The following is a 14,591-nucleotide window of genomic DNA, read 5'->3' as shown; positions in this document are numbered from 1 at the left end:
CTAAACGTTCGTTCAGTCCGCGGTCAAGGAGACGCACCGTCAGGAATCCGTAAGGGTCGTCAGTCGCGCACAGCCGCCAGCAGGCCGTCGCCGAGTGGCACCAAGGCCGGAGTGAGCCGCTCGTCCTCGGCGATGAGCCGCGCCGCCTCGCGGACCGCTGTCACGTCGGCGTCGTGCGCTGTGGGATCGCCGGCGCGCCCGCCCAGCGCGGCACCATGGACGACGACGACACCGCCCGGCCGTAGCAGCCGCACGGCTTCGACGACGTAGTCGGGCTGGTCGATCGGGTCGGCGTCGATGAAAACCAGGTCATACGACTCATCGGCCAGCCGGGTCAGCACCTGTTGGGCGCGGCCGCTGATCAGCCGCGTGCGCGATGGCCCGATGCCGGCCTGGCAGAACGCCTGCTTTGCGATGCGCTGATACTCGGGCTCGATGTCGATCGTGGTCAACACCCCGTCGTCACTCATGCCCGATAACAACCACAGCCCGCTAACCCCCGCTCCGGTACCCACCTCGACAACAGCCTTGCCCCCGCTGAGCTTGGCCAGCACGCTTAGCAGGGCACCGACCGCGGGCGTGACCGCCCCGGCTCCGATGTCCAGGGCCCGGTCGCGGGCCGCCGCCAGGATCGCATCCTCAAATATCGACCCTTCAGCGTGAGCGGCGAGGGCCTCGGCACGAGCGAGGGGCGTCTCCCCGAGCGTGTGGTCGATGCTGGCCATGCCCGCAGCGTAAGTCCCGCTGGCGCTGGCGCCGGGCAGGCGCGCCCGATTCCGCAGATGGTCAATTCACTCGCTATTCACCGCCCCGACCGGGAAGCGTATGGCGATTCCTGTCATACTGAGACAACACGGCCTAATGTCATCGGGGCCGGTTTCTCAGCGAAAGTTCAGTTCGATCACATACGGTCCACACGCCGATACGCAACGGTATCTGCATGGAAGGTGCGCAATGCTGCCCCGGGAATACGTCATGGCGACCGGGCGTTACGCGCGGTGAGCAGTTGCCAAACCCAGAGAGCTTGGAAGGCCACCCCAGTCCGGAGGATTTGATCATCACCATGTTGATGAGCCCGACAAGTATGTCGCATGCCGGGCAGTATCGCGGCACCGATTGGGTGGAGGCACCCGACGAGCCGTACGGTACCGCCGTTTTCGACGCGACCGGAGATAAGGCCACTATGCCCTCGTGGGATGAGTTGGTGCGCCAACACGCCGACCGGGTATACCGACTGGCCTATCGGCTATCCGGCAACCAGCATGATGCTGAGGACCTGACTCAAGAGACCTTCATCCGCGTCTTCCGATCGGTCCAAAACTACCAGCCCGGAACATTCGAGGGCTGGCTGCACCGCATCACCACCAACTTGTTCCTCGACATGGCGCGCCGACGCGCTCGCATCCGGATGGAAGCGCTTCCGGAAGACTACGATCGCGTGCCCGCCGCCGATCCCAATCCCGAGCAGATTTACCATGATTCGCGACTTGGACCGGACCTGCAGGCGGCGCTGGATTCGTTGCCGCCGGAATTCCGCGCCGCGGTGGTGCTCTGCGATGTCGAAGGCTTGTCCTACGAAGAAATCGGTGCCACCCTGGGCGTGAAGCTCGGAACTGTGCGCAGCCGTATTCACCGTGGGCGCCAGGCGCTGCGCGACTACCTAGCCTCGCATCCTGAGCATGGTGTGCCTTCGCATGCACCAGACTCCCTGGTCAGCCGGGCCGACCAGGTGGGCGCTTAGGCTGTTGGTGACCGGTGTCGGGCACCGGTCAACGCGCTACATTCGAGGTATCGCTGCGCAAACCGATGCGATACCGAAAGGAGCTGCGATGGCCGACCCGGGCCAAGTGTTCCGCCGTGCGTTCTCCTGGCTGCCATCTCCGTTTGCCTCCCAGAGCGATGCGCCGGTAGGCGCACCCAGGCAGTTCGGCTCGACCGAGCACCTATCGACCGAGGCCATCGCGGCATTCGTCGATGGCGAGCTACGGATGAGTGCGCACCTGAGGGCGGCGCATCACCTTTCGTTGTGCGTCCAATGTGCCGCCGAAGTGGAGGATCAACAACGGGCGCGCGCGGCGCTACGCGATTCCAGCCCCGTCAGCATCCCGAGTACTTTGCTTGGATTGTTGTCCCGGATTCCGCAGTCGCCGCTGCACGACCCCTCCAGGCGGTTCGATGACGGTAGTGCGCCGGACAGGCTTAAGCGCCGGTAGGGTGGACGAGTCGGGCGATAACGTACGGCGCGTGTATTTTCGAATGCCCAGAATTCGAATGCTCAGAAGAGGATGAGGTGAGTTCCGACCAGGACAGCTATGGCCGTCACCGCCTAGCTCCACGGCCCATTTCCCGGCCTCCGGTCGATCCCGTATCAAGCCAGGCATTCGGTCGTCCCTACGGGGTCCGGGGATCTTTTGTCGCCGAGCGTGTGCGCCCGCCGAAATACCGGGACGAAAGCGAGTTCACCCCACACGATCAGCCAGCCGACCCGGTGTTACAGGAGGCGTTCGGTCGCCCATTCCCGGGCGCTGAGTCGTTGCAGCGGCATCCGATTGATGCCGGCGCGCTGGATGGGGAAAAGGACAAAGACCTGCTGGAAGACTCCGATGATCCCTGGCGCGACCCGGGGGCGGCGGTAGCTCTTGGGCACCCGGCACTGGCCCCCACTGGACCGCGCCCGGTCGCCGGACACGGCGGCAAGCTTGGGGTGCGCGAGGTGCTATTTGGTGGCAGGGTGTCCTACCGGGCGCTGGCCGTTTTGGCCGTTGCCGCGCTGGTGATCGGCTTCGCGGGCGGTTGGGTCGGCCGCACGACGGCTCAAGTTGTCGAAGCGTTCACGACGTCGAAGGTGACGTTGGCGACAAACGGCAACACTCAAGAGCCTGCGGGTCGGTTTGCCAAGGTAGCGGCCGCGACGGCCGACTCCGTGGTGACGGTGGAATCTGTCAGCGACCAGGAGGGCACCCAGGGGTCCGGTGTCGTCGTCGACGGCCGGGGCTACATCGTCACCAACAACCACGTCATCTCCGAGGCTGCCAACAACCCCAGCCAGTGGAAGACGACCGTAGTGTTCAACGACGGCAAGGAGGTGCCGGCTAACCTCGTGGGGCGCGACCCCAAAACCGACCTGGCTGTTCTCAAGGTAGATAACGTCAACAACCTCACCGTGGCACGCCTCGGCGACTCCGACAAGCTCCGCGTCGGTGATGAGGTTCTTGCGGCCGGTGCGCCCCTCGGGCTGCGCAGCACCGTCACCCACGGCATTATCAGCGCGCTGCACCGGCCGGTGCCATTGTCGGGTGAAGGTTCGGATACCGACACCGTCATCGACGCCGTCCAGACCGATGCGTCAATCAACCACGGCAACTCCGGGGGCCCGCTGATCAACATGGATTCTCAGGTGATCGGCATCAACACTGCCGGTAAATCGTTGTCGGACAGCGCCAGCGGGCTGGGCTTTGCAATCCCGGTGAACGAGGCGAAAACAGTTGCGCAAACCCTCATCAGAGATGGCAAGATCGTGCACGCGACCCTGGGTGTAAACACCCGTTCGGTAAGCAACGCGATCGCGCAAGGCGCTCAGGTGGCCAATGTGAAGGCCGGCAGCCCCGCGCAAAAGGCCGGGATTCTGGAGAACGACGTTGTGGTCAAGGTCGGCGACCGCAGGGTCGCTGACGCCGACGAGTTCGTGGTCGCCGTGCGGGAGTTGACCATCGGGAAGCCGGTCCCGGTCGAGGTGATTCGCGACGGTCGGCATCTCACGCTGACGGTTACCCCCGGCCCAGACAGCGGCTGAGGTGTTCGCCAACGTGGGCTGGGGGGAATTGCTCGTACTGTTGGTGGTAGGCCTGGTAGTCCTTGGGCCGGAGCGGCTGCCGGGTGCGATTCGATGGACGGCTAACGCGCTGCGGCAGGCTCGCAACTATATCAGCGGTGTGACCAGCCAGCTTCGCGAGGACATCGGGCCCGAATTCGACGACCTGCGGGAGCCGCTGCGTGAGCTGCAAAAGCTACGCGGTATGACGCCGCGCGCCATGCTGACCAAGCATCTACTTGACGGCGATGACTCCCTGCTCGCGTTCGACCTTCCGGTCGACGACACGGGCAGGGGCGTTCCGCCGGTCGTGCCTCAGCCAGGAGAGCCCGCGCCGACGGCACCCGACCGCCGTGGCGACGAGCCCGCTCCGTTTGACATCGACGCCACTTGAGCCGGCGAGGATGCGGGACGGAACGGCGCGGGGAAGTAGCCAGGTTAACGCCGTGTCGGGTCCAGGCGCAGGGGCATTCCGGCTAGTCCACGACGCTGCACGGACAAGCCGTCGGCGATGCTGAGGAGTGCCTTGCCCGCAGCAGAGTCGGGCGCACTCAGCACCATCGGCACGCCGGCGTCGCCAGCGGCCACCAGGGCGGGATCAAGCGGGATCTGGCCCAACAGCGGGACATCGGCACCGACGGCCCGTGAGAGCCGCTCGGCGACCTGCTGACCGCCTCCTTCGCCAAACACCTGCAGTTTTGACCCGTCCGGCAGTACCAGCCATGACATGTTTTCCACGACGCCGGCGATGCGTTGCCGCGTCTGCAGTGCGATACTGCCCGCCCGTTCGGCTACCTCGGCCGCGGCGAGCTGTGGGGTGGTTACCACCAGGATTACCGCGTTGGGTATCAGCTGAGCCACCGATATAGCTACATCGCCGGTACCTGGCGGCAGATCGAGGAGCAGCACGTCCAGATCCCCCCAGTAGACGTCCGCCAGGAACTGCTGCAGCGCCCGATGCAGCATTGGACCCCGCCAGACCACCGGAGTGTTGCCCTGGGTGAATTGCGCTATCGAGATGACCTTCACCTCATGGGCAATCGGTGGCAGGATCATCGACTCGACCTGGGTGGGCCGCTCGGTGGTGCCCATCATTCGGGGAATGGAGTGTCCGTGTATATCGGCGTCGAGCACCCCGACCGACAGGCCGCGCGCAGCCATTGCCGCGGCCAGGTTGACGGTCACTGTGGACTTACCGACGCCACCTTTGCCAGAGGCGACAGCGTACACCCGAGTCAGCGAGCCGGGTTGTGCAAATGGGATGACGGGCTCGCGGGTGTTGCCGCGCAATTTTTGGCGCAGCTCGGTACGTTGCTGCTCGCTCATCACGTCCAGGCTGACTTTCACCGCGCGGGTGCCAGGGACGTCGGCAACCACTTCGGTGACGCGCTCCCTGATTTCCGTCTTCTTCGGGCAGCCGGCAATGGTCAGGTAAATCCCGACGTGCACGTCGCCGTCGGAGCCAACCTCCACACTTTTGACCATTCCGAGTTCGGTGATCGGGCGGCGCAACTCGGGGTCGATCACCTTGGCCAGGGCGGCACGAACAGCGGTACTCAGGTCCTCAGCAACGGAGGGAATTTCAGGCATCACTACCGAGTGTAGGCGGCCGCGTCTGCGAGCTGTTCAGTTGGGCGGCCCGGGTGCGTCCCGTTCTCGGAACGGGTATCGACGGCGGCCCGCTCTCTTTGTGGCCACCTTACCCGGGAGTCTGCGACCCGGGCGATTGTTCGGCCGGCGGGACGGCCATTTGTGCACGCGGTGTTGCGCCAGCGGACGACGTTGACGACGACCCTGCGGGGCCCGTCAGCGCCGCTGGAGGATTTGGCGCCGGCGATGCCGCTGGCGGCGGCGCCTCCGGCGGAGGGCTGGCCGCCGGTGATGGCCCCTCGGCTGGGGGCATGGGCGGCGGGTCTTGTGACTCGATGCAGATCAGCGTGCACGACGGTGTCTGTGTGGGGCGCGGCAGCCACGGCCACATCGGCGACTGGCTAACGACCGTGGATGGACCCAGGTCGATCAGCGGCATCCGCACCATGGGGTCGGTGGCCGGCAGGCCGTGGATGTTGAGCGGCAGCGCCGGTCCGAGCCCCTCCGGGTTCTCCAGGTGCAGGTCACCTAGCGGTGGTACCGGCCCGATCAGCGGTGGCAGGTCGACCGGGACCACACCGGTCGCATAGGCCGCGGCCCAGCCCAGAACGTTTTGGGCATAGGGCATCGAGTTGTTGTAGCGCAAGATCGCGGCCATCACGTGCGACGGGTCTCGCAGGTTAAGCCCGCCGCTGCATAGGTAGCGTGCGGCGGCCAGCGTGGCATCGAACAGGTTTTGCGGGTCGGCGACGCCGTCGCCGTCGCCGTCGGCAGCGTACCGCGCCCAAGTGCCGGGCAAGAACTGCATCGGGCCCATCGCGCGCGCATAGACGGTTCGACCGCCGATGTTGCCCTGGACGATGATCGCATTTCCGGGCAGCGTGCCATCTAACGCGGGCCCGTAGATCGGCCGGATCGCGGTACCGCGCGCATCGGTGGCGCCGCCGTTAGCATGCATGGACTCGATCCGCCCAATCCCGGCGAGCAGACTCCAACCGATCCCGCAAGATGGGTCGGAGGCGGCCATTATTCGCTCAGCATTGCGGTACGCGGCCAGCGCCATTACCGGGATGCCGAGCGCACCTGGCGAGCTCACCGCCACCGGCGGTGGGGCAGAGATGGTGGGTGCAGCGAAGTGAAAGCGGCTCAGGGGACGGTTAACTGCGATGACGGCCGGGCCCGACGGGTCGCTGGCAGTCGCGGCGATCGCGGCTACCGGTGTGATCGTCGCGCCGCGAACGCCGGGGCCCCTCGTGTGAAATCGGGGAGCTGTGGCGCCGACAGCACCGGCGAATACCAGCGGGATGATCATCGCCACACCGAACATGGGCCTCTGCGTCACGCGGACTATCCGTGGCCATAGCGGGGACACCACACGCTTAACGCGCACCGGCATCTGCCTCGCGCGCTGTATTCGCTGCCAGATCTTGGTCAGGGCCGGGTGTGCACCCCAGCATCCCCCTATGCGCACTCGCCCGTCCTTAAAAATCCGATCTGTCGAGTAACCACGTTTTTGGTTTGGTGAACTAGGTCACCATACATAACTCTGGTGACTGCAGTGGCAACAATGGCGAGTCTGCCCGGCGACGATGCCTGCCGTGAAGCGGCGGGAGGAGGAGCCGGGCTATCGGGTCCTGCCCGGCGACGATGCCTGCCGTGAAGCGGCGGGAGGAGGAGCCGGGGCATTCGCCGGAGGGACCGTCGTTCCGGTGTTATCCGGTCGCGGCAACTTCCACGGACACCGCCAATAAGTCGGCGACACGGTAAGCGGCGGACCAGTCGGCAGTCATCACGGCCCCGGCAAGATCCTCCACCAATGGGCTGTGCACCCCTAGCTCGGCCAGCCAGGAAGACACCGTTGTGGCAATCTGATCACCCGGCACGCATGCTGTTCGGCCCTCATGCAGGCGATCGGTGATCCGGTAAAGGGTCTGCCCGCGTCGGCGTGCGGCTTTGTTGCGGCGTGTCACAACGGCGGCACCTAACTGCTTCAACCATCGCCCGTGGGCCGAGACAGCCTCAGGGGTGCTGTATATCGATGGCCTGGCCGGCCTGCGTGCAGGCCGGACCAGGAACACGGCGCCGCCGTCAGTCCCGGCTACCGATCGCGCCTCGACGCTGACCGGTTCGCCGCTGGAGAGTTCGAGGTCCAGTCTCCGGACCTGCCCTGGCCGCAGGCCGGCGGCGACAGCTCGTAGCTTAGCGTGATCGCTGGAGTCGAGCAGATCGAGTGCGAGTTGGTTGCTCAGCTGCATGTCAGCACCCACGGCCGCGACGGCGACGTCGGGTTGCTGCGGGACGCTCTGAAACGCTTCCATCAGCCGCCGCTGGGAGTCGCGGGCGCCGGCGATCAGCCGATGCTCGATATCGTGGACGGCCCGATTGATGAAGGGCACGACTAGTGGGTTCATCTCGGGGGCCTCGACCGTTAGGTCGAGTATTCCCTCGAATCGCCGCGTCACCGGGTGAATGACCGGATGCCCGTAGCAGCTTAGGCTCTTTAGTTGCTCGGCGTAGTGCTCGGTTCCGTTTACGGTGACGGCGTGTCGCACTTCGGCGGGTGTGCCTAATGCGCTGGTGCCTACCGCGTCCTCGCTGAAAAGTGACCCTTGAAGGATGCCGAACCGCTCCATTCGCCGTTGCACCTGCGAGCTGTCAAAGACCCGGTGTACCAACCGGCACTCACGGTCGGTGAGAAGAAGGCACACGCCCGTGCCGGCGATCTGATCGCCCATTTCGTCGAGGACCGGGCGGGCGGATCGCAGTAGCTGAGAGTCGCTTTCGACGTCGGCTGGCTCGGGATTCAACGGCGCGTCCGGTTTGACGCCACTAAGCATCGACCGTCGCCACGACATCGCAATCTCGGGGCGAAGCGCATCGGCGCTCGAAACCTCGGTCATCGCGAATCGCCACCTTCCCTGTCGCCAGGTCGAAGCATTCGCTTAATTGAATTCTACGCCGAAATCCACCCCCACCGAGCCGGGCAGAAGTTCGTGAACGGCGTTCGCTACCTCAACCGTTCACCGTCCATCGCACTGCTGCAGCAGCTGCGGACAACCTTTCACCCGCGACGGCTCGACGGGCGCGGGCCGCTGCTCGCTCGGCGCAAACAGCGCAAACAGAAAGAAAACCAAAAAGAAAAGATCGCCGCGGCCAGCAGCAAGCCGGGTCGGGTCATTGGGACTGGAACCGGCTGCTGGCATGCTGGTCATTTCGGCCCCTTCGCACCACCGGGCGGGTCGTGTCCCGTGGTACCGGCGCAGGTCGGCAGCGCCTGGGCTAGCTGGCCCCGATGTGGTGGCGCGCGTAGATCAGGTAGATCATAAAGACCACCAGGGTGGCGATACCCACGATGATGCCGGCCACCGCCAGCCCGGAGCCTTGCTGACGAGTGTGCTTGATCTGGTTGAGGGCGACCGTGCCCAGCACGACACCGAGGATCGAGCCCAGCCCGCAAATCAGGCCAAGGCACGAGGCGACGAGCGCGGCGATGGCCAGCTTGTTCGTGCCGGGTGACGATGGCTGCCCGTAGCCTCCCGGGTAGTCCGGCGCCGGATAGGGCTCGCCGTAGCCGGGCGGATAAGGCGTACCGTAGCCCGGTGGCCCGGGCGGGTATGGCGACCCGCGATCACCTGACGGCTCCAGATATTGATATCCCGGCGGCGGGTAGGCGCCGGGCGGCGGATAGACGGCGGGGCACGCCGGCGGCGGATAGGGCGGTGGAGGATGGGCACTGGGCGGGGAGGTCGGCGGAGGCTGCATCCCCGAGGGTGCGGATGAAGGGCTGTGACCGGGTCGCGTATCGGTCGGCTCGGCTGGCGGGGCATTGGCTTCGTTGTGCGTTTCCTCGCCGGAGTTGCCGCCGGGAATTGTCATGCGTTCAACCTAGACCGTAGGGGGCAGACCTCGTGAGGTAGCCCGGCTTGCGAGCCAAGGGCAAGCTGAGGGCTGCGCAATTTCAGTTCGGGCCGTGCCGGCAACTGGCAAACTTACCTGACCGCAGAAGACGGCCTGGGTATGAATCACTGGCCAGCGCAGAGCAGAATGGAGAGCTATGACCAGCCCATTTCAGCCCGGACAGGTTCCCGGCGTACGACCCGGCCCCTCGGCCGCGGGCCGGCGTCGTGCTACCCCTGCGTTGCCGACCCCGCCGAGGGGCTGGCCCGTTGGGTCCTATCCCACCTATGCGGAGGCGCAACGCGCCGTAGACTACCTATCCGAGCAGCAGTTCCCGGTGCAGCAGGTGACGATCGTTGGCGTCGACCTCATGCAGGTCGAACGGGTCACCGGTCGGCTGACCTGGCCCAAAGTGCTTGGGGGCGGTGTGCTCAGCGGCGCCTGGCTGGGTCTTTTCATCGGATTGGTGCTTGGTTTCTTTAGCCCTAACCCGTGGGCCGCATTGGCGACAGGTCTTATCGCGGGCGTGTTCTTCGGGTTGATCACCTCCGCGGTTCCCTATGCAATGGCCCGCGGCACAAGGGATTTCAGTTCAACGATGCAATTGGTCGCCGGCCGCTATGACGTGCTTTGCGATCCGCAGACTGCTGAAAGGGCCCGGGATTTGCTGGCGCGCCTGGCAATCTAGCCGAGCCGGCTCACCGCGACTTTGTGGGCTGCGCCGCCGAGCGTCCAGGAGCTCCTAGCAGGAGCACTCGCGCCTCAGGGACAAGCGAACCGAAGGTGTTGCGAATCGCATGGGCGTGGCTCTACGGTTCTGGCGCGGGGCAATCGCCGACGGACGAGAGGCGGGTGTTGTGGCGAGTCGTCGCGGGCGCGCACAGCGGGTGGGCGCGGTCGCGCTGGCGGTCGTGGCCGCCGTGTCGGTGTCGACCTGCGGGTCCGCCGGCCGTGGCCGGGTCATCAGTTTCTATACCCCGGCTGACGACAGCGGGACGTACGCCGCAATCGCCAAGAGCTGCACCGACCAGTTCGGGGGGCGTTTTGGCATTCAGCAGATCAGCCTGCCCCGATCAGCGGACGATCAGCGGGTCCAATTGGCCCGCCGGCTCACCGGTAACGACCGCACCCTCGACGTGATGGGCCTCGACGTGGTGTGGACCGCGGAGTTCGCCGATGCGGGTTGGGCGCTGCCGTTGTCGGAGGATCCAGCCAAGCTGGCCGAAGCCGACGCCGTTGCCGACACGTTGCCTGGCCCGCTTGCGACCGCCACCTGGCGGCATAAGCTTTACGCCGCACCGATCACCACGAATACCCAATTACTGTGGTACCGACCGGATTTGATCGGAACGCCACCGTCAACCTGGGACGCGATGGTGGCCGACGCGACTCGGCTGCATGCCAGCGGCGAACCCAGCTGGATCGCCGTAGAGGCCAAGCGGTACGAAGGTCTGGTGGTGTGGTTCAACACTTTGCTGGCTAGCGCCGGCGGCCAGGTCCTCTCCGATGACGGCAAGACCGTCACGCTGACGGACACCCCGGGGCACCGAGCCGCAACTGTCAAGGCGCTGCAAATCATGAAGTCGGTGGCGACAGCGCCCGGCCACGACCCGTCGATCACCCAGACCGACGAAAGCACAGCGCGGTTGGCCTTCGAAGAGGGTAAGGCCGCACTGGAAGTCAACTGGCCGTTTGTATTGACGTCCCTGCTGGAGAATGCGGTGAAAGGCGGTGTGCCTTTCCTGCCGCTCAACAAGTCGCCCGACTTGCCCGGCAGCATTGACAGCTTCGGGGCGTTTACGCCCACCGAGCAGCAATTCCGCGCCGCCTACGAAGCCGGCAAGAAGGTATTCGGTTTTGCCCCGTATCCCGCGGTGCAGCCGGGTCGGCCGGCCAAGGTAACCATCGGCGGGCTGAACCTGGCGGTGGCCAAAACTACCCGTCACAAGGCGGAGGCGTTCGAAGCGGTGCGTTGTCTGCGCAATCTGCGGAACCAGAAGTACGTCTCCCTCGAGGGCGGTTTGCCCGCCGTGCGCGCTTCACTGTATTCCGACCCGCAATTTCAGGCCAGATATCCGCAATATGGCATCATTCGCCAACAACTCACCGATGCCGCAGTGCGCCCGGTAACACCGGCCTATCAGGCGGTGTCCACCCGGATCTCGGCGACGCTGGCCCCGATCAACCGGATCGATCCCGAGAAGACGGCCAGCGAACTCGCCGTGCAGGTGCAGAAGGCAATCGACGGCCAGGGGCTGATTCCGTGACCGCGCCGACAGCGTCGGCCGGGGTGATCGCACCGAGGGGCGGTCGCAAGTCCGAGCGGCGATTGGCGTTTCTGCTGATCGCGCCCGCGGTGGTTTTGATGCTGGCGGTCACGGCTTATCCGATCGGTTACGCGGTGTGGCTGAGCTTGCAGCGCGACAACTTCGCCAGCCCTGGTGACACCGCGTTCGTCGGGCTGAGCAATTACCGAACCGTGTTGACCGATCGGTACTGGTGGACGGCGTTCACGGTGACGGTGACTATCACGGTGATTTCAGTGGCAATCGAGTTCGTGCTGGGTTTGGCGTTGGCGTTGGTGATGCACCGCACCCTCTTCGGTAAAGGCCTGGTGCGGACGGCGGTGTTGATCCCTTATGGCATTGTCACGGTGGCCGCTTCCTACAGCTGGTATTACGCCTGGACGCCGGGAACCGGCTATCTTGCCAACCTGTTGCCGCACGGCAGCGCGCCGCTGACTGAGCAGATCCCGTCGCTGGGTGTCATCATCATGGCCGAGGTGTGGAAAACAACGCCGTTCGTGGCGCTGCTGCTACTGGCGGGGTTGGCCGTGGTGCCCGAGGAGCTGCTGCGGGCGGCGCAAGTCGATGGTGCCGGTCCATGGCGGCGCCTGACCAAAGTAATTCTGCCACTCATCAAACCGGCGATCGCTGTTGCGCTGCTCTTCCGGACGCTGGACGCGTTTCGGATCTTTGACAATATCTATGTGCTCACCGGGGGTTCCAACAACACCGAATCGGTGTCGATCCTTGGCTATGACAACCTATTTAAGGGCTTTAACGTGGGCCTTGGCTCTGCGATCTCCGTTTTGATCTTCGGCTGTGTCGGCGTTATCGCGGTCATCTTCATCACGGTGTTCGGTGCCGCAGTACCGGGTGGCGAGGGCACCGGCCGTTGAGCTGTTGACAATGAGAGGGCCAGGTCATGAGTGAGCGGATCGGCACCCGGCGTGCCGTCGGCTGGATGGTCATCGACGCCCTGGTGGTGCTCTACGCCGTGGTCCCGGTGTTATGGATCCTGTCACTTTCGCTCAAGCCGACTTCAACGGTTAAGGACGGCAAGCTGATTCCATCGTCGGTAACCTTCGATAACTATCGCGCGATCTTCCGGGGAAACTTTTTCACGTCAGCGCTGATCAACTCGATCGGAATAGGCCTGATCACCACCGCGGTCGCAGTGATAATCGGGGCAATGACGGGGTACGCGGTGGCGCGGTTGAGCTTTCCCGGCAAAAGGCTGCTGATCAGCACCGCCCTTTTGATCGCCATGTTTCCCCAAATCTCCCTTGTCACACCACTGTTCAACATCGAGCGAGCGGTCGGCCTGTTCAATACGTGGCCAGGGCTGATCATCCCCTACATCACCTTTGCATTGCCGCTTGCTATCTACACGTTGTCGACGTTCTTTCGGGAGATCCCGTGGGATCTGGAGAAGGCGGCGAAGATGGACGGCGCCACCTCGGGACAGGCCTTCCGTAAGGTGATCGCCCCGCTAGCCGCGCCCGGGATTGTGACCGCCGCTGTTTTGGTATTCATCTTCGCCTGGAACGATCTGCTACTCGCACTGTCGTTGACGGCCACCAGGGCCTCGATCACCGCGCCGGTGGCAATTGTCAACTTCCCCGGTAGTTCGCAATTTGAGGAGCCAACCGGATCGATCGCCGCTGGTGCGATCGTGATCACAGTCCCTATTATTGTTTTTGTTTTGATTTTCCATCGACGGATCGTTGCCGGATTGACATCCGGTGCTGTGAAGGGATAGCTCGATGGCTGAAATCGTGTTGGACAGGGTTACCAAGAGGTACCCCGATGGTGCGACGGCCGTGAAGGAGCTGAGCATTACCATCGCAGATGGTGAGTTCGTCATTCTGGTTGGACCTTCCGGCTGCGGCAAGACTACAACACTGAATATGATTGCTGGACTGGAGGATATCTCGTCAGGGGAGTTGCGTATCGGCGGCGAGCGGATGAACGAGAAGGCTCCCAAGGATCGTGATATCGCTATGGTGTTCCAGTCATACGCACTTTATCCGCATATGACGGTGCGGCAGAACATCGCGTTTCCCTTGACCCTGGCGAAAATGAAGAAGACCGAGATTGCGGAGAAGGTCGAGGAGACTGCCCGAATTCTGGACTTGACGGATTTGTTAGATCGCAAGCCGTCGCAGTTGTCGGGTGGACAGCGCCAGCGGGTGGCAATGGGCCGGGCAATCGTGCGTCATCCCAAGGCATTCCTGATGGATGAGCCGTTGTCAAACCTAGACGCCCAACTGCGCGTTCAGATGCGCAGCGAGATTGCGCGGCTACAGCGGAGACTGGGCACCACCACCGTCTACGTGACCCATGACCAGACCGAGGCCATGACGCTGGGCGACCGCGTGGTTGTGATGCATGCCGGTGTTGCGCAGCAAATCGGAACTCCCGAAGAGCTTTACGAGCGCCCCGCGAACCTTTTTGTCGCCGGTTTCATCGGCTCGCCGGCGATGAATTTCTTCCCAGCCGTGCTCACGCCGACCGGGCTGGTCTTGCCATTCGGCGAGGTGACGCTCACCCAACCCGTCTACGACGTGATCACACAGCATCCGGTCCCAGAGCATGTCATCGTCGGGGTACGCCCGGAGCACCTTTACGACGCCGCGCTGATCGACGCCTACCAACGTCTGAAGGCGCTGGTATTCGAGGTGAAAGTCGACATGGTCGAATCAGTTGGCTCCGACAAATACCTGTACTTCAACGTGGCTGGTTGTGATGTGCACGCAGCCCAGTTGGACGAGTTGGCCGCTGAATCAGGCTGGGAAGAATGCCAGTTCGTAGCACGGGTACCGCCGGAATCGAAGGCGGTCAAACAACAGTCAATCGAATTAGCATGTGACACGCTAAAGCTGGCCGTGTTTGACGCTGACTCCGGTATCAACCTCACCATTCCACCGCCGGCCACCTAGGTGACAGCGGTCCTGGCCCGGTCAGAGCGGGCTCGAAGCGTCACCGACTGCGGCCAGTGATACTTGCGG

Annotated in this window: 15 protein-coding genes; 9 read left to right on the top strand and 6 right to left on the bottom strand. The window is 64.2% G+C overall.

All coding sequences use genetic code 11. The features are described from left to right. Positions 1-59: 59 nt before the first annotated feature. A complete protein-coding gene (locus tag MSM1_RS02960) occupies positions 60-725 on the bottom strand; it encodes an O-methyltransferase (protein WP_213440106.1) in 666 nt (221 codons plus the stop codon). A 215-nt stretch (positions 726-940) separates the two neighbouring features. On the opposite strand from MSM1_RS02960, the gene sigE reads away from it, so the two are divergent. The 4 genes from sigE (at position 941) to tatB (ending at position 4,205) form a co-directional block, all read left to right on the top strand. Then, positions 941-1,741, top strand: coding sequence for an RNA polymerase sigma factor SigE (gene sigE / locus MSM1_RS02955; RefSeq protein ID WP_213440105.1), 801 nt, complete (start codon positions 941-943; stop codon positions 1,739-1,741). Positions 1,742-1,829: 88 nt separating this feature from the next. Further along, entirely contained in the window at positions 1,830-2,213 is a 384-nt protein-coding gene (gene rseA, locus MSM1_RS02950) for an anti-sigma E factor RseA (protein ID WP_213440104.1), read from the top strand. A gap of 77 nt (positions 2,214-2,290) precedes the next feature. Continuing rightward, positions 2,291-3,793 carry a S1C family serine protease gene (locus MSM1_RS02945; RefSeq protein ID WP_213440103.1) on the top strand — a complete coding sequence of 501 codons (1,503 nt, stop codon included), beginning with the start codon at positions 2,291-2,293 and terminating at the stop codon, positions 3,791-3,793. A gap of 1 nt (position 3,794) precedes the next feature. Further along, positions 3,795-4,205: a Sec-independent protein translocase protein TatB gene (gene tatB / locus MSM1_RS02940; protein WP_213440102.1), complete on the top strand. Its 411-nt coding sequence runs from the start codon at positions 3,795-3,797 to the stop codon at positions 4,203-4,205. Between the two features lie 44 nt (positions 4,206-4,249). On the opposite strand, the gene MSM1_RS02935 is transcribed toward tatB, so the two are convergent. The 5 genes from MSM1_RS02935 to MSM1_RS02915 form a co-directional block, all read right to left on the bottom strand. Then, positions 4,250-5,401, bottom strand: coding sequence for an Mrp/NBP35 family ATP-binding protein (locus MSM1_RS02935; protein ID WP_213440101.1), 1,152 nt, complete (start codon positions 5,399-5,401; stop codon positions 4,250-4,252). Positions 5,402-5,510: 109 nt separating this feature from the next. Beyond that, positions 5,511-6,872, bottom strand: a complete 1,362-nt coding sequence (locus MSM1_RS02930) for a lytic transglycosylase domain-containing protein (protein WP_374101651.1) — start codon at positions 6,870-6,872, stop codon at positions 5,511-5,513. 241 nt (positions 6,873-7,113) lie between these two features. After that, positions 7,114-8,301 (bottom strand): hypothetical protein, encoded by a 1,188-nt coding sequence (locus tag MSM1_RS02925; RefSeq protein ID WP_213440099.1) that lies wholly within the window; start codon positions 8,299-8,301, stop codon positions 7,114-7,116. Positions 8,302-8,421: 120 nt separating this feature from the next. After that, positions 8,422-8,613 (bottom strand): hypothetical protein, encoded by a 192-nt coding sequence (locus MSM1_RS02920; RefSeq protein WP_213440098.1) that lies wholly within the window; start codon positions 8,611-8,613, stop codon positions 8,422-8,424. A gap of 67 nt (positions 8,614-8,680) precedes the next feature. Further along, the gene (locus tag MSM1_RS02915) at positions 8,681-9,277 is read right to left on the bottom strand and encodes a DUF4190 domain-containing protein (RefSeq protein WP_213440097.1); all 597 of its coding nucleotides are present in this window, start codon (positions 9,275-9,277) and stop codon (positions 8,681-8,683) included. Positions 9,278-9,455: 178 nt separating this feature from the next. Between MSM1_RS02915 and MSM1_RS02910 the strand changes: the two genes are divergently transcribed. The 5 genes from MSM1_RS02910 (at position 9,456) to MSM1_RS02890 (ending at position 14,522) form a co-directional block, all read left to right on the top strand. Then, on the top strand, positions 9,456-9,986 hold the full coding sequence (locus MSM1_RS02910) for a general stress protein (RefSeq protein ID WP_213440096.1): 531 nt from the start codon (positions 9,456-9,458) through the stop codon (positions 9,984-9,986). A 169-nt stretch (positions 9,987-10,155) separates the two neighbouring features. Then, entirely contained in the window at positions 10,156-11,565 is a 1,410-nt protein-coding gene (locus MSM1_RS02905) for an ABC transporter substrate-binding protein (protein WP_213441330.1), read from the top strand. Continuing rightward, positions 11,562-12,479 (top strand): carbohydrate ABC transporter permease, encoded by a 918-nt coding sequence (locus tag MSM1_RS02900; protein WP_213440095.1) that lies wholly within the window; start codon positions 11,562-11,564, stop codon positions 12,477-12,479. The genes MSM1_RS02905 and MSM1_RS02900 overlap by 4 nt, the downstream gene beginning before the upstream one ends. Positions 12,480-12,517: 38 nt before the next feature. Next, entirely contained in the window at positions 12,518-13,342 is an 825-nt protein-coding gene (locus MSM1_RS02895) for a carbohydrate ABC transporter permease (RefSeq protein WP_213441328.1), read from the top strand. A gap of 4 nt (positions 13,343-13,346) precedes the next feature. After that, positions 13,347-14,522: an ABC transporter ATP-binding protein gene (locus MSM1_RS02890; protein ID WP_213440094.1), complete on the top strand. Its 1,176-nt coding sequence runs from the start codon at positions 13,347-13,349 to the stop codon at positions 14,520-14,522. Positions 14,523-14,591 lie beyond the last annotated feature (69 nt).

The organism is Mycobacterium sp. SM1 (genome assembly GCF_018361265.1).
In the GTDB taxonomy this organism is placed as follows: domain Bacteria; phylum Actinomycetota; class Actinomycetes; order Mycobacteriales; family Mycobacteriaceae; genus Mycobacterium.
This window is presented reverse-complemented; position numbering and strand designations above follow the sequence as displayed.